17 protein-coding genes are annotated in these 19,647 nt (G+C 72.0%); 10 read left to right on the forward strand and 7 right to left on the reverse strand.

Annotated features, from left to right (window positions below; all coding sequences use genetic code 11):
• The first annotated feature begins 5 nt into the window (after window positions 1-5).
• Entirely contained in the window at window positions 6-770 is a 765-nt protein-coding gene (locus CG740_RS16545; RefSeq protein WP_100575905.1) for a M23 family metallopeptidase, read from the forward strand.
• Window positions 771-952: 182 nt separating this feature from the next.
• Window positions 953-1,630, forward strand: coding sequence for a GntR family transcriptional regulator (locus CG740_RS16550; RefSeq protein WP_100575906.1), 678 nt, complete (start codon window positions 953-955; stop codon window positions 1,628-1,630).
• 264 nt (window positions 1,631-1,894) lie between these two features.
• Here CG740_RS16550 and CG740_RS16555 read toward each other — a convergent pair whose 3' ends face one another.
• Complete coding sequence (locus CG740_RS16555; RefSeq protein WP_100575907.1) at window positions 1,895-2,176, reverse strand: HPr family phosphocarrier protein; 282 nt, start codon at window positions 2,174-2,176, stop codon at window positions 1,895-1,897.
• A gap of 152 nt (window positions 2,177-2,328) precedes the next feature.
• Here CG740_RS16555 and CG740_RS16560 point away from each other — a divergent pair, with 152 nt between their 5' ends.
• From CG740_RS16560 to CG740_RS16575, 4 genes are all read left to right on the forward strand, one after another.
• Window positions 2,329-5,214, forward strand: a complete 2,886-nt coding sequence (locus CG740_RS16560) for a bifunctional acetate--CoA ligase family protein/GNAT family N-acetyltransferase (RefSeq protein ID WP_100575908.1) — start codon at window positions 2,329-2,331, stop codon at window positions 5,212-5,214.
• A gap of 62 nt (window positions 5,215-5,276) precedes the next feature.
• Complete coding sequence (locus CG740_RS16565; protein ID WP_100576078.1) at window positions 5,277-5,864, forward strand: DUF5998 family protein; 588 nt, start codon at window positions 5,277-5,279, stop codon at window positions 5,862-5,864.
• The gene (locus tag CG740_RS16570; protein WP_100575909.1) at window positions 5,864-7,051 is read left to right on the forward strand and encodes an alkaline phosphatase family protein; all 1,188 of its coding nucleotides are present in this window, start codon (window positions 5,864-5,866) and stop codon (window positions 7,049-7,051) included. The genes CG740_RS16565 and CG740_RS16570 overlap by 1 nt, the downstream gene beginning before the upstream one ends.
• A gap of 38 nt (window positions 7,052-7,089) precedes the next feature.
• The gene (locus CG740_RS16575) at window positions 7,090-7,773 is read left to right on the forward strand and encodes a thymidine kinase (protein WP_100575910.1); all 684 of its coding nucleotides are present in this window, start codon (window positions 7,090-7,092) and stop codon (window positions 7,771-7,773) included.
• 142 nt (window positions 7,774-7,915) lie between these two features.
• Here CG740_RS16575 and CG740_RS16580 read toward each other — a convergent pair whose 3' ends face one another.
• Window positions 7,916-8,689: a VOC family protein gene (locus CG740_RS16580; RefSeq protein ID WP_199846475.1), complete on the reverse strand. Its 774-nt coding sequence runs from the start codon at window positions 8,687-8,689 to the stop codon at window positions 7,916-7,918.
• Between the two features lie 212 nt (window positions 8,690-8,901).
• On the opposite strand from CG740_RS16580, the gene CG740_RS16585 reads away from it, so the two are divergent.
• Entirely contained in the window at window positions 8,902-9,750 is an 849-nt protein-coding gene (locus CG740_RS16585; protein ID WP_100575911.1) for a sulfurtransferase, read from the forward strand.
• Window positions 9,751-9,848: 98 nt separating this feature from the next.
• On the opposite strand, the gene sepH is transcribed toward CG740_RS16585, so the two are convergent.
• Window positions 9,849-10,895 carry a septation protein SepH gene (gene sepH / locus CG740_RS16590; protein WP_100575912.1) on the reverse strand — a complete coding sequence of 349 codons (1,047 nt, stop codon included), beginning with the start codon at window positions 10,893-10,895 and terminating at the stop codon, window positions 9,849-9,851.
• Window positions 10,896-11,393: 498 nt separating this feature from the next.
• Between sepH and CG740_RS16595 the strand changes: the two genes are divergently transcribed.
• Entirely contained in the window at window positions 11,394-12,452 is a 1,059-nt protein-coding gene (locus CG740_RS16595; protein WP_100575913.1) for a hypothetical protein, read from the forward strand.
• A gap of 61 nt (window positions 12,453-12,513) precedes the next feature.
• Here the strand turns inward: CG740_RS16595 and CG740_RS16600 are convergent, their stop codons facing one another.
• Window positions 12,514-13,824, reverse strand: coding sequence for a D-arabinono-1,4-lactone oxidase (locus tag CG740_RS16600; RefSeq protein WP_100575914.1), 1,311 nt, complete (start codon window positions 13,822-13,824; stop codon window positions 12,514-12,516).
• Entirely contained in the window at window positions 13,793-15,031 is a 1,239-nt protein-coding gene (locus CG740_RS16605) for an MFS transporter (protein ID WP_100575915.1), read from the reverse strand. Before CG740_RS16605 ends, CG740_RS16600 begins: the two co-directional genes overlap by 32 nt.
• Window positions 15,032-15,300: 269 nt before the next feature.
• On the opposite strand from CG740_RS16605, the gene CG740_RS16610 reads away from it, so the two are divergent.
• Together CG740_RS16610 and CG740_RS16615 are read left to right on the forward strand one after the other, a co-directional pair.
• Window positions 15,301-16,458 (forward strand): ferrochelatase, encoded by a 1,158-nt coding sequence (locus CG740_RS16610; RefSeq protein ID WP_100575916.1) that lies wholly within the window; start codon window positions 15,301-15,303, stop codon window positions 16,456-16,458.
• A 10-nt stretch (window positions 16,459-16,468) separates the two neighbouring features.
• On the forward strand, window positions 16,469-17,269 hold the full coding sequence (locus CG740_RS16615) for an inositol monophosphatase family protein (RefSeq protein WP_100575917.1): 801 nt from the start codon (window positions 16,469-16,471) through the stop codon (window positions 17,267-17,269).
• Between the two features lie 152 nt (window positions 17,270-17,421).
• Here the strand turns inward: CG740_RS16615 and CG740_RS40370 are convergent, their stop codons facing one another.
• Together CG740_RS40370 and CG740_RS40375 are read right to left on the reverse strand one after the other, a co-directional pair.
• Window positions 17,422-17,946 (reverse strand): RICIN domain-containing protein, encoded by a 525-nt coding sequence (locus tag CG740_RS40370; RefSeq protein WP_199846476.1) that lies wholly within the window; start codon window positions 17,944-17,946, stop codon window positions 17,422-17,424.
• A gap of 1,418 nt (window positions 17,947-19,364) precedes the next feature.
• Entirely contained in the window at window positions 19,365-19,535 is a 171-nt protein-coding gene (locus tag CG740_RS40375; protein ID WP_167152800.1) for a hypothetical protein, read from the reverse strand.
• Between the last annotated feature and the right edge of the window lie 112 nt (window positions 19,536-19,647).

A 19,647-nucleotide genomic window follows, 5' to 3' on the forward strand; every position in this document is an offset into this window, starting at 1 on the left:
GCTACATGGCGTTCACCCGTGCCACCGGGAAGCACCGCGCGCCCAGCCGAATGACGCGCCGCAGCGCGAACATCGCGGGCATCGCCACCCTGGCCACCGCCGGAGTCGTAGGCACCCTCGCCTCCCCGGCCGTCGCCGCCCCGAGCAGCACCACCGACACCGGTCTCAGCCAGGCCATCGTCATCGGCGACTCGATCGCCGACCAGCTCGGTGCCCAGGCCGACGCGCAGAAGCAGGCCGCCGCGAAGGCGCGGGCGCAGGCCGAGGCCGAGGCCGCCGCCAAGCGCAAGGCCGAGCAGCGCGCCCAGGAGGCGCGCGAGGCCAAGGAGCGCGCCGCGCGCGAGGCGGAGCGCAAGCGCCTCAACACGTTCGTGGCGCCCATATCCGGCAGCTATGTGTCCACCGGCTACAAGTCCGGCGGATCGCTGTGGTCCTCCGGCAGCCACACCGGCATCGACTTCCATGCGGGGATCGGCACTTCGGTCCACGCGGTGGGTCTCGGCACCGTCGTCGAGGCCGGTGACGGGGGTGCCTACGGCAACAACATCGTGATCCGGATGCACGACGGCACCTACACCCAGTACGGCCACCTGTCGGTCATCCAGGTCTCCGTCGGCCAGTCCGTCGAGCCCGGCCAGCAGATCGCCCTGTCGGGCAACACCGGCAACACCACCGGCCCGCACCTGCACTTCGAGGCCCGCACCGGGCCGGAGTACGGCACGGACATCGACCCGATCGCCTATCTGCGCTCGCACGGCGTCAGCGTCTGAGCCGCCCCCCGGCGCACTCCGCGCATCCCGAAGGCCCCCGGCACCGAGCCGGGGGCCTTCGGCATTGGCCAAAAGATATCCCCTGGTTCCGGCCCGTCACGTGGAATTAACAGGGCCTGCAATAGAGTCGCGAAAAAGCCTTGGTCGACCGCGTTCCGCGGGGAATGAAGCGGAGGTTCGCCATGCGCATTCCGGCGCATTCGGTATGCACGGCCATACGCGACGACATCGTCACGGGTGTCTTCGAGCGCGGCGGCCGGCTCACCGAGGAAGTCCTGGCCCGCCGTTACGGCGTCTCCCGTGTCCCGGTCCGTGAGGCGCTGCGCACCCTGGAGTCCGAGGGGTTCGTGACCACCCGCAGACACGCCGGCGCCTGTGTGGCCGAGCCGACCGACGTGGAGGCCGCCGATCTCCTCGAACTGCGCGTCCTGCTGGAGCCGTTGGCCGCCGCGCGGGCCGCACGCCGGCGCACCGAGGCCCATCTCAAGGTGCTGCGCGGCCTGGTGAGGCTGGGTCAGGACCGGGCCAGGCGCGGCCAGGGCGAGGATCTGCGCTCGCTCGGCGGCTGGTACCACGAGACGCTCGCCCAGGCCTCCGCGAGCCCGGGGCTCATCGCGATGCTCACGCAGCTGCGGCACAAGGTCGCCTGGATGTACGCGGTCGAGACGCCGGCGAGCCCCACCGAGGCGTGGGCCGAACTCGGCGCCATCACCGACGCGGTGACCCGCGGCGACGCCGAACGCGCCCGCTCGCTCACGGCGCTCGCCGCCGAGCGGTCCTTTTCCGCCCATCGGCTGCGCGCGGCGCCACCCGTGAGAACTCCGCAACATCCCGTCAACACGGCGAGTGCCCGCGCTTAACGGCGGAGCCGTATACAAGAAGGCGATCGATCAGCGCTGCATTGTGCTGCCCGGAAAGCCGAATTCCTCCGCCCGTAAAGCCGCATGGCCGTGCCGGGGCGGGCGCACGTTTCCTTCAGGGGCCCGCGTTCCCTTCATGGGCCGCCCCGAAAGAGGCAATCGATGCGGCCGCACCGGAATCCACGGGAAAACAGAACGGCCGCGGAACCCCAATGCGGGTTCCGCGGCCCTTCGGTGTGCCGCCGACGGCGTGTGCCGACCGGATCAGACGGTCTCGGGGAGCTCCTCAAGGCCCTCGGCGACCAGCTTGGCCAGCCGGTCCAGCGCGGCGTCCGCGCCCTCGGCGTCGGAGGCCAGCACGATCTCCTCGCCGCCCTGCGCACCCAGACCGAGCACCGCGAGCATGGACGCGGCGTTGACCGGGTTGCCGTCGGCCTTGGCGATCGTCATGGGGACTCCGGCAGCCGTGGCGGCACGGACGAAGATGGACGCGGGGCGGGCGTGCAGGCCCTCGGCCCAGCCGACGTTGACGCGGCGCTCAGCCATGGTGTTGCCCTTCGAAATCTCTGACGGTTGTCTAGACCAGTCTCTCACGGGGTGTGCGGTGCTCGTACCGACCTTAGGCCCCAGTGTGCCGCCGATCGGCCCTCCCCACCTTGCCCCGGCGCGTACGGGCCCGCGACCCGTACGCTTTCGGTATGACGACGGCGTCCGACCCCGCGTACCCCGCTCACTGGGAGGCCGACGTGGTGCTCCGCGACGGCGGCACCGCGCGCATCAGGCCCATCACCACCGAGGACGCCGAGCGCCTGGTCTCCTTCTACGAGCTGGTCTCGGACGAGTCGAAGTACTACCGCTTCTTCGCGCCCTACCCCCGGCTCTCCGCCAAGGACGTCCACCGCTTCACCCATCACGACTACGTCGACCGGGTCGGTCTCGCGGCCACCGTCGGCGGCGAGTTCATCGCGACCGTCCGCTACGACCGGATCAACGCCCAGGGCCGCCCGGCCTCCGCGCCCGCCGACGAGGCCGAGGTCGCCTTCCTGGTGCAGGACGCCCACCAGGGCCGGGGCGTCGCCTCCACGCTGCTCGAACACATCGCGGCGGTCGCCCGCGAGCGCGGGATCAGACGGTTCGCGGCCGAGGTGCTGCCCGCCAACAGCAAGATGATCAAGGTGTTCACGGACGCCGGCTATCAGCAGAAGCGGTCCTTCGAGGACGGCTCGGTCCATCTCACCCTCGATCTGGAGCCCACCGCCGAGTCGCTCGCCGTGCAGCGCGCCCGTGAGCACCGCGCCGAGGCGCGCTCCGTGCAGCGCCTGCTCACACCCGGCTCGCTCGCGGTCGTCGGCGCCGGCCGGGCCCCGGGCGGGGTCGGCCGCGCGGTGCTGCGCAACGTCCTGGACGCCGGTTTCACCGGACGCACCTACGCGGTGAACAAGGCGCTCGGCCCCGGGACGCACGAGATCGAGGGCGTCCCGGCCCATGCCTCCGTCGGCGCGATCGGCGAACCGGTGGACCTGGCGATCCTCGCGGTGCCCGCCGAACGGGTGCCCGAGGCCGTCGCGGACTGCGGCGAGCACGGCGTCCAGAGCCTGGTCGTCCTGTCCGCCGACTACGCGGAGAGCGGCGAGGGCGGCCGCGAGCGCCAGCGCGCCCTGGTCCGCCAGGCCCGCAGTTACGGGATGCGCCTGATCGGCCCCAACGCCTTCGGGGTGATCAACACCGCGCCCGGGGTGCGCCTCAACGCCTCGCTCGCCCCCGAGGCGCCGCCGGCCGGCCGCATCGGCCTGTTCACCCAGTCCGGCGCCATCGGCATCGCTCTCCTGTCGGGCCTCTACCGGCGCGGCGCGGGCCTGTCCACGTTCATCTCCTCCGGCAACCGCGCGGACCTGTCGGGCAACGACTTCCTCCAGTACTGGCACGAGGACCCCGACACCGATGTGGTGCTGCTGTACCTGGAGTCCATCGGCAACCCGCGCAAGTTCACCCGCCTGGCCCGCCGTACCGCCGCCGCGAAGCCCGTCGTGGTCGTCAAGGGCGGCCGGCACAGCGGCACCACTCCGCCGGGCCACGCCGTCCCGGTGACGAAGGTGCCGGACGCCACGGTCTCGGCGCTGCTGCGCCAGGCGGGCGTCATCCTGGTCGGCACCGTCACCGAGCTCGTGGACGCGGGCCTGCTGCTCGCGGGCCAGCCGCTGCCGGCCGGCCCGCGCGTGGCGATCCTCGGCAACTCCGAATCGCTGGGACTGCTGACGTACGACGCCTGCCTGACCGAGGGCCTGCGTCCGCTGCGGCCGCTCGACCTGACGACCGGCGCGACCCCGGCGGACTTCCGGGCCGCGCTCGCATCGGCCCTGGCCGACGACGCCTGCGACGCGGTCGTGGTGACCGCCATCCCCTGGGTCGGCGAGAGCGGAACGCTGGAGTCCGGCGACGGGCAGGTCCTCGCGGACGCCCTGCGCGAGGCGGCCTCCGCCGCGCCCGCGAAGCCGGTCGCGGTGGTCCACGTGGAAATCGGCGGCCTGGCCGAGGCCCTTTCGGCGGCGGCCCGCACGGTCAGGCCGACTCCATCGCTCTCTTCTGCCCCGGCTCAACCAGCGCCGCACCATCCAGCCCCTCCGGCGTCTGCCGAGCGGGGGTCCGGGGGCGGAGCCCCTGGCGGCCCCGCCGGCGGGCAGCCGGAGAACGACCCACCCCCGCCCCGTGAGGCCACCCGCATTCCCGCCTACCCCGCCGCGGAGAGAGCGGTCCGCGCGCTGGCCGAGGCGGTCCGCTACGCCCGCTGGCGGCGCGAGGCCGCCGAGCCCGGCAGGGCGGGGGAGTACGACGACATCGACGAGCCGGGCGCCGCCGCCCTGATCGACCGCATCCTCGGCCCCGCTCCCGACGCCCGCGGCACCACCCTGACCGCCGAGGACGCCGGGGAACTGCTCGGCCGGTACGGGATCCCCCTGCGCCCCACCCTGCCCGCGCCCGACCCGGAGCGCGCCGCCGAGGCGGCGGCCCGCCTCGGCTATCCGGTGGCCCTCAAGACCACCGCCCCGCACCTGCGCCACCGCCCCGACCTCGGCGGCGTACGCCTCGACCTCGCCGACGAGCACCAACTCGCCCGTGCATATGCCGAGTTGACGGCCGCCCTCGGCAAGCCCGAGGAGCTGGGGCCCGTCGTGCAGGCCATGGTGCCGCGCGGGGTGGACACCGTCGTGCGCGCCTCGATCGACTCCGCGGTCGGCGCGGTGCTGTCCTTCGGCCTGGCCGGCGCCGCCTCCGAGCTGCTCGGCGACACCGCCCACCGGCTGATCCCGGCCACCGACCGGGATGCCCGGGAGCTGCTGAGGTCCATCCGGACGGCGCCGCTCCTGTTCGGCTGGCGGGGGTCCGCGCCGGTCGACACCGCGGCCCTCGAAGAACTGCTCCTTCGGGTGTCACGGCTGGTCGACGACCATCCCGAGGTGGTCGCGGTGGGTCTGGAGCCCGTCATCGTCGCCCAGCGGGGCCTCTCGGTGCTCGGCGCGACCGTCCGTCTGGCCCCCGCCCCGCCCCGCACCGACCTCGGCCCCCGACGCCTGCCCAGCTACTGAGTGGGCCCCGTCCGCGCCCCGGCCGGGCCGTGCGCCCCCGGCGGGAGCTTAAGATGGACCCCATGGCGAAGACCGGTACGACGACCCAGGGGCTCCGCGCGGCGATCGAGCGCAGCGGCTACTACCCGGCCCTTGTGGCCGAGGCGGTGGAGGCCGCGGTCGGGGGCGAACCGATCGCGTCGTACCTGGTGCACCAGGAGACCACCTTCGACGCCAACGAGGTACGCCGTCATGTGACGGTCCTGGTGCTCACGGACAACCGTTTCATCGTCAGCCACACCGACGAACAGAACGCCGACACCAGCTCCCCGACGCCGTACGCGACCACCTCCACGGAGTCCGTGAAGCTCGGCCGGATCTCGTCCGTCGTGATGAGCCGCGTCGTCGCCAACCCCGAGTCGTACACGCCCGGCACCCTGCCCCGCGAGGTCGTCCTGACCATCGGCTGGGGCGCGGTCGCCCGGATCGACCTGGAGCCCGCCGCCTGCGGCGACCCCAACTGCGACGCCGACCACGGCTACACCGGCAACTCCACCGCCGACGATCTGAGCCTGCGCGTCAGCGAGGCCGGCGACGGCCCCGACACGGTCCGCCAGACCCTGGCCTTCGCACAGGCGCTGTCCGAGGCGACCGCGGCGGCCGGCCGCTGATGGCGCTGCCCGCCTGGCAGGATCCCGAACCCCTCGCCCTCGACACCGCACCCGTCCCCGAGTACGGCACCGGATCGCTCGCCGATCTGCTGCCCACCCTCGTGGCCGGCCAGGGCGTACCCGGATTCGAGCCGCGCATCGCCGAACTCGCGCCCGCCGACCGCAACTGCGTCTTCCTGATCGACGGCCTCGGCTGGGAGCAGATCAAGGCGCACCCCGACGAGGCGCCCTATCTGCACGCGCTGCTCGCCACCTCGCGCGGCGGCACCGGCCGGCCCATGACCGCCGGGTTCCCCGCCACCACCGCGACGTCGCTGGCCTCGGTCGGCACCGGCCTCGCCCCCGGCGAGCACGGGCTGCCCGGCTACACCGTGCGCAACCCCGACAGCGGCGCCCTGATGAACCAGCTCCGCTGGAAGCCCTGGTCCGACCCGCACACCTGGCAGCCCTACCCCACCGTCTTCCAGCTCGCCGACCGGGCGGGCGTGCACACCGCCCAGGTGTCCTCGCCGGACTTCGAGCACACCCCGCTCACCAAGGTCGCGCTCAGCGGCGGCACCTTCCGCGGCCGGCTCTCCGGCGAGGAGCGCATGGACCTGGCGGCGGAGCAACTCGCCGCCGGCGACCGCTCGTTGGTGTACACGTACTACTCCGACGTCGACGGCAAGGGCCACCGCTTCGGTGTCGACTCGGACGCCTGGCGCGGTCAGCTGATGTACGTAGACCGGCTCGCCCAGCGCCTGGCCGAGCAGCTCCCGCCGCGCGCCGCCCTGTACGTCACGGCCGACCACGGCATGATCGACATCCCCTTCGACGAGCAGTCCCGCATCGACTTCGACGAGGACTGGGAGCTGCGCGCCGGCGTCGCCCTGCTCGGCGGCGAGGGCCGGGCCCGCCATGTGTACGCCGTGCCGGGCGCCGCCTCCGACGTGCTGACCTGCTGGCGCGAGGTGCTCGGCGAGCAGTTCTGGGTGGCGGGCCGCGAGGAGGCGATCGCCGCGGGCTGGTTCGGCCCCCGGATCGACGAGCGGGTGCACGGCCGGATCGGCGACGTGGTGGCCGCCGCCCGCGACGACGTCGTCATCACCGCCTCCCAGCGCGAGCCCCACGAGTCCCTGATGGTCGGCAACCACGGCTCGATGACCCCGGTGGAACAGCTCGTACCGCTCCTCGAAGTACGCTCGTAACCACCCACCCCCACGATCTGAAAGGCCGTCACCCTCCCATGCCCGAGCTGGTGTTCTTCTCCGGAACGATGGACTGCGGAAAGAGCACCCTCGCTCTTCAGATCGAGCACAACCGCTCCGCGCGCGGGCTCCAGGGCATGATCTTCACCCGGGACGACCGGGCCGGCGAGGGCAAGCTGTCCTCGCGGCTCGGCCTGGTGACCGACGCGGTCGAGGCCGCCGACGGCTTCGACTTCTACGGCCATCTCGTCGCCCACCTCTCCAAGGGCGGCCGCTGCGACTACGTCATCGCGGACGAGGCCCAGTTCCTCGCGCCCGAGCAGATCGACCAGCTCGCCAAGGTCGTCGACGACCTCGAACTCGACGTCTTCGCCTTCGGCATCACCACCGACTTCCGCTCCAAGCTGTTCCCCGGCTCGCAGCGCCTGGTCGAACTCGCCGACCGGGTCGAGGTGCTCCAGGTCGAGGCGCTGTGCTGGTGCGGCGCCCGCGCCACCCACAACGCCCGCACCATCGGCGGCCGGATGGTCGTCGAAGGCGCCCAGGTCGTGGTCGGCGACGTCAACCAGGCCGCCGGCGAGATCGGTTACGAGGTGCTGTGCCGGCGCCACCACCGCCGCCGCATGACGGCCGCCGCGGCCCGCGCCGCTGCCCTCTCCCCGGACGTGCTCCCGGTCGACGCGGCCGACGCCGAGGCGCCGGGCCCGGCCGTCCGCGCCTGAGGCGCAGGGCCTCGACGGACCCCTGGCGGCCGGGCGCCCGGAAGGGCGGGGGCGCCTTGCGTACGCCGCGGTGGACCGGGCGCGTGCCCCGGCTCAGACGGATGCAACTGCCGCTGTGGACACCGGAGTTGGGGCGGTGGGGTCAGACGAGTGACCGTACGACGGTGAACACCGCGCCCTCCGGGTCGGTGACCGTCGCCTGTCGTCCGCTCGCCCCCTCGCGGGGCTGCTGGAGCACCTGGCCGCCGAGTTCGGCGACCCGGCCGGCCGACTCGTCGACGTCGGCCACCTCGAAGTACGTCATCCAGTGCGCGCCCTTGTCGCGTGGCAGCGCGTTGCCCACGCCGTGCAGCGAGGCGACCGGACGGCCGTCCAGGTGCAGCGTCACATAGTCGAAGTCGGCCGAGACGACCGGCTCCAGGTCATAGCCGAACACGGCCTGGTAGAACTTGCCGACCGAGGACGTCTCGCGCGTCACCAGCTCGTTCCAGGCCGGGGTGCCGGGCGCGCCCGCGACGGCGGACCCGATGTGTTCGCCGCCCTGCCAGATCCCGAACACCGCTCCCACCGGGTCCGAGGCGATCGCCATCCGCCCGGCCTCGCCCGCGTCCAGCGGGCCGACCCCGACGGTGCCGCCGCAGTGCCGGACGGTCTCGGCCGTGGCGTCGGCGTCGTCGGCCGCCAGATAGGTGGTCCAGGCGATCGGCAGATGCCGGTCGGGCGGCAGCTGGCCGATGCCGGCCACCTCCTCGCCGTCGAGCAGCGCGCGGACGTAGGGGCCGAGCTGCTGCGGGCCCGGCCGGAACTCCCAGCCGAACAGTGCCCCGTAGAACTCCTGGGTCGCGGCCAGGCCGTGCACCATCAGACTCACCCAGCAGGGCGTGCCAGGTGTGCGCCGGGTCTCCGACTGGGTCATCGTCACTCTCTCCTCGGCCGTCGCCATACTGCTGCTCGCGGATGCGGTCCAGGGAACCTGCGCACCCGGGCCGATGCTTCCACCACCTTCGTCGCGGCGCGCCCCGGCCGCGCCGCATTTGGCGCGTTCCCGCAGGAGGTTGCCCGCTTTGGGGCTTCTCATCCTTTTCCTGCGCGTTACCTTGCGGGTGGACTCTGCGACAGGATGACCTCATGAATGCCATCATCACCGCACCCGAACTCGCGGCCGAGACGGCCGGTCCCCGGCCGCCGGTCCTGCTCGACATCCGCTGGCAGCTGAGCATGGCGAAGGCGGCCGGCGCGCCCGCGTTCGACGGCCGCGCCGAGTACGAGGCCGGACATCTGCCCGGAGCCGTCTTCGTCGATCTGGACGCGGAACTGGCCGGACCGCCCGGGTCCGGCGGCCGTCACCCGCTGCCGGACGTGGCCGAATTCGGCCGGGTGATGCGCCGGGCCGGTGTGACGGCCGATGCCCCCGTCGTCGTGTACGACGGGGGGCAGGGCTGGGCGGCGGCCCGCGCGTGGTGGCTGCTGCGCTGGACGGGGCACGGCGACGTGCGTGTCCTCGACGGCGGCCTGGCCGCCTGGACGGGCGAGCTGTCCACCGAGATCCCCACACCGGCCGAGGGCGACTTCCGGCCCGAGCCGGGCGCGGTCGAACTCCTCGACGCGGACGGGGCGGCGGAGCTCGCCCGCACCGGAGTGCTGCTCGACGCCCGCGCGGCCGAGCGCTACCGGGGTGACGTGGAGCCGATCGACCGGGTCGGCGGGCACATCCCGGGCGCCCTGTCGGCGCCGACCACCGAGAATGTGGGCCCGGACGGCCGGCTGCTGCCCGCCGGGGAACTGGCCGCCCGCTTCAAGGCGCTCGGCGTCTCGGGCACCGGGGTCGGCGTGTACTGCGGCTCCGGTGTCTCCGGCGCCCACGAGGTGCTGGCGCTCGCCGTCGCGGGCATTCCGGCCGCGCTGTACGCCGGGTCGTGGTCGGAATGGTCCTCGGACGAGTCCCGCCCGGTCGCGACGGGGCCCGACCCGCGGTAGCGCACGGGCGTCGGGCCGCACGCGTTCTGCGTGCGGCCCGACGCCCGTCTGCCGTGTGCGGCCGGTCCTGCCGGTTCTGCCCGGTCCTGCCGGCGCGGCTAGTCCTGCTTCTTGCGCCGGGTCCCGAAGACGATCTCGTCCCAGCTCGGCACCGCGGCCCGTCGCCCCGGCCGCACCCCGTCGGCCTCGGCCTGGCGGTCGGTGGTGCCGGTGAGCCGGTCGCGGTGACCGGCGACGGTACGGGGCATCAGGACGTCCGCGTACGCCGAGCCCGCTCCCGCGGAAGCGGCCGGCGCGGGCGGTTCCGCGATCTCGGGCTCCCCGGCCGGTTCGATCTCGGGCGGCTCGGGCGGGGCCGAGGGGCGCTCGGGCACCACCATGTCGCCACGGAAGCTCGGCACGGCTTCGAGCAGGCTGGTCAGCGAGTCGCTCTCCTCCACCACCGGCTCGGGCGGCGGGGGCACCGGGCGCTCCAACTGCCGGTCCAGGGCGCGGTCGAGCGGCCGGTCCCGGGGCAGCCGGGCGATCCGGGGCACGAACGGGAAGCTCGGCTCGGGAACCGTGGTGATGGTGTCGTCGGACTCGCCGATCAGCGAGCGGGCCTCGCCGTCGACGGCCTGGACGAGCCGGCGCGGCGGGTCGTAGGTCCAGCTCGCGGAGTGCGGCTCGCCCGCGACCAGGTAGACGAGCAGGACTTCCCAGGTGCCGTCGTCCCGGCGCCAGGAGTCCCACTGCACGCTGTCCTTGTCGGCGCCGCGCAGCAGCAGCCGCTCCTGCACCGCTTCGCCGAGCTGGGGGCCGGTGTTCTCGCCCGGACGCCGCACCGGAGTCTTCCGCGCCCGCTCCGCCATGAAGGCGCGCTCGGCGAGGACGGGGCCTTCGAATCGGCGTACGCGGTCGACCGGGATCCCGGCGAGCTGGGCGACCTCTTCGGCGGAGGCACCGGCTCGTATGCGCGCCTGGATGTCGCGCGGGCGGAGGTGGCTCTCCACCTCGATCTCGATCTGGCCGAGCCGGGCTCGGTCGTTGCGCACGGCGGCCCGGAGCCGCTCGTCGATCGGAAGCGTGTACTCCGTGCTGTCCGCAGCCTTGAGCACCAGTCGTGTGCCGTCGTTGGAGACGGCCACGACACGCAGTTCGGGCATGGGGACCTCCCGGGTGGTGCCTGCCGACGTCACGTGCGTCGCTGCTTCCGCTAGTCGAGTGTGGCCTGCCCGGGTGCAGCCTGCCACAACATTGCCGAGTTGCCCGGCGTGTCGGGCATGGGCCCTGGAACGCCGTTATGGCACGGTTACCTATTCGCAACGCAGAGTGACCGGGCTGGTCACTCTGTGCAGCAGGCCCCCGTACGGTGCCGCGGCGCCGCCGGTTCGAGTGCCGCGTTCGGCCCCCTCCCGTAGTCCCGGATACCCGTGTGGGACCCGGGGCCCAGGGCTCGCCACAGTACTCCATTCGGGCCACCTGGGTGGACCGGCACGCCGCCGAAGTTCTCGTGGCGTACGGGAGTTGAACCTGCCCCGACACGGCCGTCCCAGGCACCCACGTGTCCTGCTTCACACAATCCCCGGAACCGGAACTATTCCTTTCGCTCAAATGTCCTTTCTCAGTGCAAGACGGAACAGAAGGGCGAACAAGGGCTGGGCATGAGTGAGAAGCCGGACTCCGGGACGGACGAGAAGAAGCGCATCGATCTGAGCGTGCCCCAGGTGGCGGGCAGTGCGCTGGCAGCGGTCGCCGCGGCGGTGCTCGCCTCCACCTTGGGTGTGTACGGGACGTTCATCGGCGCCGGCGTCGTGAGCGTGGTCGCCACCTGCGGCGGCACGGTCTTCCAGCACTTCTTCAAACGGACCGGCGAGCAGTTGCGCGAGGTGACGGTCCAGGCCAAGGTCGGCTCGCGCCAGGTGCCGGTGCTCTCCCCCTACAAGGGGAAGCGGCACGGGACGCCGGAGCCACCCCGGACGGACGCCGAGCGCACACAGCTGCTCGGCCGCCTCGACGCGGACCGTACGCAGATGCTGCCGCAGGCGGACACCGACGGCACGCGGTTGCCGGGGCAGGCCGACGCCGACCGTACGCAGGTGCTGGGACAGGCCGGCGCGGACCGTACGCAGATGCTGCCGCAGGCCGACGCCGACCGGACCCAGGTGCTGAAGTCGGTCGGCGGCAGCCCGCTGCCGCCGGGGGCCGCGCCCGCCAAGGAGTTCAACGAGGCGACCGTGCACGGCTCCCGGCTGCGCGGCTGGAAGCGTCCGCTGCTCGCGGCGGCCGTCGTCTTCGGGGTGTCGATGGGCGGCATCACCGCGTACGAGCTGATCACCGACGGCGAGGTCGGCGGCAACGGCGGCGGGACCACCATCGGGTCCGTACTCACCGGGGGCTCCAAGAAGCAGGAGCCGAAGGCGCCCTCGAACCCGGGGGACCGGGGCGACAAGTCGCCCGGCACCGGCACCGGCAGCAGCGGTACGCCGAGCCCGAACAGGAGCGGCGAGAAGGGGACGACCGGGGGAGACTCCGCCACGAGCGACCCCTCTTCCTCGCCGTCCCCCTCCACGTCGCACGGCTCGGGCTCCGATTCCGGCTCGGGCGGTACCACCCCGACCCCGAAGCCCACCCCCTCCGGTTCGCAGAGCACCGGAACCGACAAGGGCACCGGCGACCCGGCCACGCCGGACCCGAAGTCCGGCGCGAGCACCGCTCCTTAGGCCCGGGCCGGAGCGACCCGGGCCGGAGCGGGGCCCGGGTCGGACTTCGGGCCCGGGTCGGTCAGTCGCCCAGCACCCGCCGCAGATACGCATTGGCGAACCGGCGGTCCGGGTCGAGCCGGTCGCGCAGGGCGGTGAACTCGGCGAAGCGCGGATAGGCCTCCGCCAAGTAGGCCGCGTCACGTGTGTGGAGCTTGCCCCAGTGGGGGCGCCCCGCGTGCGCGGTCATGATCCGCTCGACCGCGGTGAAGTACGCCTGATGGGGCGTGCCCCGGTACATGTGCACGGCGATGTACGCGGTCTCGCGGCCGGAGGCGGTGGAGAGCGCGATGTCGTCGGCGGGTGCGGTGCGCACCTCCACCGGGAAGCTCACCCGCAGCGGCGAACGCTCCACCAGGGCCTTCACTTCACGCAGCGCCCCGACGGCCGCCTCGCGCGGCAGGGCGTACTCCATCTCCACGAAGCGGACCCGGCGCGGGCTGGTGAAGACCTTGTACGGAATGTCGGTGTAGCTGCGGGCGGAGAGTGCGCGGCTGGAGACCTTGGCGACCGCCGGGATGGTGGCCGGCACCGCCCGGCCGAGCGAACACACCACCTGGAACAGCCCGTTGGACATGAACTCGTCGTCGATCCACCCGCGGAGTTTGCCGGGCGGCGCGGCCGGTCCCGCGCTGCGGTTGTTGCGCTTGGTGTTGCAGTTGCCGGTGTGCGGGAACCAGTAGAACTCGAAGTGCTCGTTCTCCGTGAAGAGTTCGTCGAAGTCGGCGGTGACCCGGTCGAAGGCCATCGGCTCCTCGCGGGCCGTGAGCAGGAAGACCGGCTCCACGGCGAAGGTGATCGCGGTGACGACGCCGAGCGCGCCGAGCCCGATCCGGGCCGCCGCGAAGACCTCCGGATTCTCCTTCTCGGAGCAGGTGAGCAGCGAGCCGTCGGCCGTGACCAGCTCAAGTGCCGTGATCTGGGCGGCGATCGAGGCCGAGTCGCGGCCGGTGCCGTGGGTGCCGGTGCTGGTGGCGCCCGCCACCGTCTGCTCCATGATGTCGCCCATGTTCGTGAGCGACAGGCCCTCTCTGGCGAGGACCGCGTTCAGCCGCTTGAGCGGGGTGCCGGCCTCCACCGTGACGGTCATCGCGGCGCGGTCGATCTCGCGGATGCCGGTCAGCAGGTCGGGACGTATGAGCACGCCGTCGGTGGCGGCCGTCGCCGTGAACGAGTGGCCGGTGCCGACCGCCTTCACCGTCAGGCCCTGCTCGGCGGCGCGGCGCACGGCCTCGGCCAGTTCGGCCGCGGAGGCCGGGGACACTTCCCTTGTCGGTCGCGCGGTGACGTTCCCCGCCCAGTTACGCCAGGTGCTGCCGTTCGCTCCGCTCATCTGCTTCGAGCCCCTCCCGATGCGTCACCGGCCTGCGAAGCCGGCGGTACCCCGAGAACGCCACCGCCGCCGCGAGCGTTCCCGACACGCCGGCCACCAGGTACCCCGCCTGCGCGCCCGCCGCGTCCACCACCCAACCGGCGGCGGAGGAGCCGAGCGCCACACCGACCGCGAGCCCGGTACTGGTCCAGGTCATGCCCTCGGTGAGCTTGCTGCGCGGTACGTGCTGTTCGACGAGGGCCATCGTCGTCACCATCGTCGGTGCGATGAAGAGCCCCGCGACAAAGAGCGCCACGGCGAGGAACGACAGGTTCCCGGCCAGTTGGAGCGGGATCATACTCACCGCCATCGCACAGACACCCGCCAGCCACCTGGTGGACGCCGCTCCCTTGAGCCGCAGCAGCCCGAACACCGCCCCCGCGAGGCAGGAGCCGAGCGCGTAGACGGCGAGGACGAGGCTGGCCAGCGCCTTGTGGCCGCGCTCGTCGGCGAAGGCCACGGTGACCACGTCGACCGAGCCGAAGATCGCGCCGGTGGCGACGAAGGTGGCCACCAGGACCTGGAGCCCGCGCGACCCCAGGGCGGAGCGGCCGCTGGTGTGCTCGTGCGGATGGGGCGCGGGCTCGGTGCCGCGCTGGGCGGTCAGCCAGAAGACGCCGACCACCAGGAAGCAGGCGGCGATCAGCGGGCCCGCCTCGGCGAACCAGGCGGTGCAGAGCCCGATCGACAGGATCGGCCCCAGGATGAAGCACAGCTCGTCGACGATCGACTCCCACGAGTACGCCGTGTGCAGGTTCTGGGCGTCACCGCGGTAGATCGCGGCCCAGCGGGCCCGGACCATCGAGCCGACGCTGGGCACACAGCCGGCGCCCGCCGCGAAGACGAACAGCGTCCAGTCCGGCGCGCCCTGCTGGGCGCAGACGAGCAGTCCCGTGACGGCGGCGACGGAGACCAGGGTCGCCGGGCGCAGCACCCGGCGCTGGCCGTGCCGGTCGACGAGCCGGGATATCTGGGGGCCGATCACGGCGGCCGACATGGCGAGGGTCGCCGACAGCGCGCCGGCGAGACCGTAGCGGCCGGTGAGCTGGGAGATCATCGTCACGACGCCGATGCCCATCATCGACAGCGGCATCCGGCCGAGCAGGCCGGCGGCGGAGAACCCCTTGGTGCCGGGGGCGGCGAAGATCGCGCGGTAGGGACTGGGCAACGGGGGCTCCGGGATCCGGCGTGGCACGTGCGCGGCGGGCGCCGTCGTGACGCGTGTAATTAATTCCTAAAGCTTACGACGCTGAACTGGGGCCCCGCACCGCCTTTTCCGGCCCGGCTCCCCGGGACTTCCGGCTCTGCCCCACCTCCCTGTCCGGCCCGGCCCCGGCGTGCTTCCGGCTCGGCCGGCGGAGGGCCTGCGGCCCGGTTCCGCGCACGTTCCGTCGGCCGGGTTCCGCGTCTGTCGGAGGCGGATGGCAGGATCGGGTCATGTCCGAACTGCGTGATCCAGCACCCGGAGCGGCCGCGGCCGCCGCCCCGTACGACGCCCTGCTGCTGCTCTCCTTCGGTGGCCCCGAGGGCCCCGACGACGTGGTCCCGTTCCTGGAGAACGTGACGCGCGGCCGGGGCATCCCCAAGGAGCGGCTCAAGGAGGTGGGGCAGCACTACTTCCTGTTCGGCGGCGTGAGCCCCATCAACGAGCAGAACCGGGCGCTGCTCGACGCGCTGCGCAAGGACTTCGCCGAGAACGGCGTGGACCTGCCGGTCTACTGGGGCAACCGGAACTGGGCGCCCTACCTCACCGACACCCTGCGCGACATGGTGGCCGACGGCCGCCGCCGCATCGCGGTCCTCGCCACCAGCGCCTACGCCTCGTACTCGGGCTGCCGGCAGTACCGCGAGAACCTCGCGGAGTCGCTCGCCACCCTGGAGGCCGAGGGCCTGGAGCTGCCGAGGGTCGACAAGCTGCGGCACTACTTCAACCACCCGGGCTTCGTGCGCCCCGTGGTCGACGGCGTCCTCGCCTCGCTCGCCGAGCTGCCCGAGGACGTCCGCGCCGGCGCCCACCTCGCCTTCACCACGCACTCCATCCCCGAGGCGGCGGCCGACACCTCGGGCCCCGTCGAGGAGCACGGCGACGGCGGCGCGTATGTCCGCGAACACCTGGACGTGGCGCGGACCGTCGCGGACGCGGTCCGGGCCGAGACCGGCGTGGAGCGGCCCTGGCAGCTCGTCTACCAGTCCCGCTCCGGCGCCCCGCACATCCCCTGGCTCGAACCGGACATCTGCGAGCACCTGGAGACGCTGCACGGCGAGGGCGCCCCGGCCGTCGTCATGGTCCCCATCGGCTTCGTCTCGGACCACATGGAGGTCCTGTACGACCTCGACACGGAGGCCACCGCCAAGGCGGCCGAGCTCGGCCTGCCCGTCGCCCGCTCGGCGACCGTCGGCGCCGACCCGCGCTTCGCCGCGGCCGTGCGCGAGCTGGTGGTCGAGCGGGCAGCGGCCGAGCGCGGCCTGCCGGTCGAGCGGTGCGCGCTCGGCTCGCTCGGCCCCTCGCACGACCTCTGCGCGGTCGGCTGCTGCCCGGCCGCCCGCGGCGCCGCCAAGCCCGCGGCCGCCGGAGCCGACAGCCCGTACGCGTAAGGGAGCACCGATGACCGACCCTCTGCACCGCGAACTGCTCGGCCTCGCCCTGGAGGCCGCCCGGCGGGCCGGCGAGCTGCTGCGCGACGGCCGCCCGGCCGATCTCGCGGTGGCCGCCACCAAGACCAGCCCCATCGACGTGGTGACCGAGATGGACATCGCCGCCGAGAAGCTGATCACCGGCTACCTCGCCGAGCACCGCCCCGAGGACGGCTTCCTCGGCGAGGAGGGCTCCTCCAGCGAGGGCACCAGCGGCATCCGCTGGGTCATCGACCCGCTCGACGGAACCGTCAACTACCTTTATGGGCTGCCCACTTGGGCCGTCTCCATCGCCGCCGAGCAGAACGGCGAGCGGGTCGCGGGCGTGGTCGCCGCCCCGATGCGCGGCGAGACGTATCACGCGGTCCTCGGCGGCGGCGCCTTCGAGGGCGAGCGCCCGCTGCGCTGCCGCCCGCCGGCCCCGCTGTCCCAGTCCCTGGTCGGCACGGGCTTCGCCTACGTCCAGTCGGTACGCGCCCACCAGGCCGAGGTGGCCCAGCGGTTGATCCCGCGGTTCCGGGACATCCGGCGCGGCGGCTCGGCCGCGATCGACCTGTGCGACGTGGCGGCCGGCCGGCTCGACGGGTACTACGAGCGCGGCCTGAACCCGTGGGACCTGGCGGCCGGCGACCTCATCGCCCGCGAAGCCGGCGCCCTCACCGGCGGCCGCCCCGGCGAGCCCCCCTCCCGCGACCTGACCGTCGCCGCGTCCCCGACCCTCTTCGGCCCCCTCCAGACACTCCTGGAGGAACACGGGGCCTGGCACGACTGAGGGGCGCGGAGGCGATGGCGAGTCGGCCGGCCTGCTTGCGAGCGGTCCGGGGCCCGGGGAATGGTGCCCAACGCGAAACCGCTACCCCTGAGGGGTAGCGGTTTCTGGAGCCTGACATTCCTCTCGGCCGGAAGCCGTGAGAAATGATCTCCTTAGCTGTTGAGCGTGAGACGAATCTCCCAGATCACGCCGGCCTGGCCCTTGTACTCCCACTGCTGCGCACGTGCCCCGTTGCTCCGCGAAGAATTCTCGATTTCCAGGATCTTGCCGCTGCTGTTCTTGATTTCAGACCCGCCGAACCACTCCAGGTACTTGCTGATGCTCCACTTGGCGCCGGCCTGACCGTTGCAGTCCCACTGCTGGGCGCGAGCTCCGTTGTTGCGGGAAGAGCCATCGATCTCCAGGCACTTGCCGCTATTGGCGTTGACAATGTAGCTGTACCCCCCGCCGGCATCTCGCGTGTACCACCTCATGCCACCCTGCCCATTGCAGTCCCACTGCTGTACACGGGCACCGTTGCTGCGGGAAGAGTTTTCGACTTCCAAACACTTCCCGGTGTAGACGTTTGCGAAAGAGGTGTAGCTGTCTGCAGCCGCAGGCGAGGTTCCAACGGTCACAGTGACGGCAGATGCCACAATAGTCAGGCTCGTGATGAAGGATGCGCGCTTGATGTTCAAAGAGTCCCCCCTGGGAAACATTCGAGCATTATTCGGTGAGCGTGTAGCCAATTGACCCAGGCTGGTCTTTCCGGGCTCGGCTTCGCTCGACATCGCCAAAGGTATGCTCTTGAAGTACGCAAGATCAAGTTTAAATTCAGACACGCCTGTGACGAATACCGGCGACCTGTCGGAAAGACGACGGTTCCGATAGCTGGAGGGCTGCCCCGGCGGAACTTCCGCGGCGGCAGTCGCAGAGCAGCGGACGCTCAGCCGGAACAGCGCTGCTAGGTCGTTACGAACCATCCCGAGGCACAGGTGAAACCAGGTATCACCTCTCACGGTGTGCCACTCGGTGCACGTGTCGAGTGCCTGACGGATGCTGCCGTGCGGGCCCCAGGCGGCACCCGAAACATGTAGACGCCTTCAGTCGAGATGGTCGAGACGTTGGTTCGTCAGTCGTTGCCCGCTGATGGAGTCCGGGGCGCTCGGGGCAACTGTTTTCGGTGCCGACCGTAATCGTGGTCTAGCGTCTGACCTGTTCGCCCGCGTGAGATCGGTCGGTAATAGTCGGCCTCACCGACCACCCGCGCGGTGTCGTGATCCGTGCGACCATCCGGCTGCCATCAGCCTTTCATGCCGATCTGGAGCGACTGGACAAGCATCCGCGCCGCCGCGGAGGGAACATGCGGCTCAGTAGAGCGTGCTCCGGCTCGATCTTTGACCGCAGCACTGAAACGCAGATTGAAAGACGCCATGTGCCGCTGCAGAGGAAGTTCGGGCCGGCCGGCGAGGCCATGTGGTGTAGCCCGCCACCGCTCAATATCCGAGGTGCGTCTGTGCTGCGACCCTCAGACGGTACAGCGAGCAGGCGGGATCGCATGAGTCAGGGGCGCGGCCGAGCAGGGGGTTCGGGCGGAGCGTTGCTGCTTTGCCGGGGACGTGAACTCCGGTTGTTCATAAGCTAGTTAGTAGACATGTAGGCGTGCGAGTCTGTGTTCGTGGCAACAAATAGTGGGGCCACGCCGCACAATATCGAGCGGCACGGCACTCTTGGCGAGTGCTTAGTGGAGGGGTGTCTGGCGAGCGGCGAAAGTAAGTGCGAGGGTGTTCGATCGCCCGCGAGCTGTGCGCGGAAGCTGGAAGACGTGTCAGTCGGCTGGTTGACCCTCGGAATTGGCGAAGGCCGGTTCGCCGGGGCCATTGCCGGGCCCCCTGCGGCGCACTGCCGAACGCTGCCATCCCCGAGACATGAGCGCTTAGTCGATGTGGCGTACGACGGTTGACCGGTTTCCGTCCCGGGCCGCTCAGGTATGGATCCCTGAGCACATCAGCGTGTCGATCTTGAGCTTGCGGGACCTACGGGTTCGTAGGGCCAGGCATGACGAAACCCCGGCGCCGTCCCGTGGCGCCGGGGTTTCCTGGTGGGTGGGGTGGGCTCAGACGGCTGCGGCTACCTCTACGCCGTGCTCGGCGGCCAGACGGTGGAGATCGTCCAGCTCGGCCTGCTCGACGTCGGCGAGGAAGTCGTCGCCGGTCTCACGCGCCCGTGTGAGGTCGGTTTCCGTGGTCCTTATGCGCTGCAGAAGTCCTGCGGTGAAAGCGTCCATGGTGCGCCCCCTCGTCGTGGGTCGGTGGCACGGGATGTGCCGACGGTGGGTCGCGACCACGACGTGAGGATGTGGCATGCCACAGACAGGGCGTGATCGCGGGGTGTGCAGT

It is taken from the genome of Streptomyces sp. CB01201, assembly GCF_002803085.1.
Classification (GTDB): Bacteria; Actinomycetota; Actinomycetes; order Streptomycetales; family Streptomycetaceae; genus Streptomyces; species Streptomyces hundungensis.

Coding starts and splice junctions, on each gene's coding strand:
- CG740_RS40375 (WP_167152800.1), bottom strand. CDS start 19,535: ATGGACGCTTTCACCGCAGGACTTCTGCAGCGCATAAGGACCACGGAA.
- CG740_RS16585 (WP_100575911.1), top strand. CDS start 8,902: ATGAATGCCATCATCACCGCACCCGAACTCGCGGCCGAGACGGCCGGT.
- CG740_RS16555 (WP_100575907.1), bottom strand. CDS start 2,176: ATGGCTGAGCGCCGCGTCAACGTCGGCTGGGCCGAGGGCCTGCACGCC.
- CG740_RS16615 (WP_100575917.1), top strand. CDS start 16,469: ATGACCGACCCTCTGCACCGCGAACTGCTCGGCCTCGCCCTGGAGGCC.
- CG740_RS16565 (WP_100576078.1), top strand. CDS start 5,277: ATGGCGAAGACCGGTACGACGACCCAGGGGCTCCGCGCGGCGATCGAG.
- CG740_RS16550 (WP_100575906.1), top strand. CDS start 953: ATGCGCATTCCGGCGCATTCGGTATGCACGGCCATACGCGACGACATC.
- CG740_RS16580 (WP_199846475.1), bottom strand. CDS start 8,689: ATGACCCAGTCGGAGACCCGGCGCACACCTGGCACGCCCTGCTGGGTG.
- CG740_RS16545 (WP_100575905.1), top strand. CDS start 6: ATGGCGTTCACCCGTGCCACCGGGAAGCACCGCGCGCCCAGCCGAATG.
- CG740_RS16560 (WP_100575908.1), top strand. CDS start 2,329: ATGACGACGGCGTCCGACCCCGCGTACCCCGCTCACTGGGAGGCCGAC.
- CG740_RS16570 (WP_100575909.1), top strand. CDS start 5,864: ATGGCGCTGCCCGCCTGGCAGGATCCCGAACCCCTCGCCCTCGACACC.
- CG740_RS16610 (WP_100575916.1), top strand. CDS start 15,301: ATGTCCGAACTGCGTGATCCAGCACCCGGAGCGGCCGCGGCCGCCGCC.
- sepH (WP_100575912.1), bottom strand. CDS start 10,895: ATGCCCGAACTGCGTGTCGTGGCCGTCTCCAACGACGGCACACGACTG.
- CG740_RS16595 (WP_100575913.1), top strand. CDS start 11,394: ATGAGTGAGAAGCCGGACTCCGGGACGGACGAGAAGAAGCGCATCGAT.
- CG740_RS16575 (WP_100575910.1), top strand. CDS start 7,090: ATGCCCGAGCTGGTGTTCTTCTCCGGAACGATGGACTGCGGAAAGAGC.
- CG740_RS16600 (WP_100575914.1), bottom strand. CDS start 13,824: ATGAGCGGAGCGAACGGCAGCACCTGGCGTAACTGGGCGGGGAACGTC.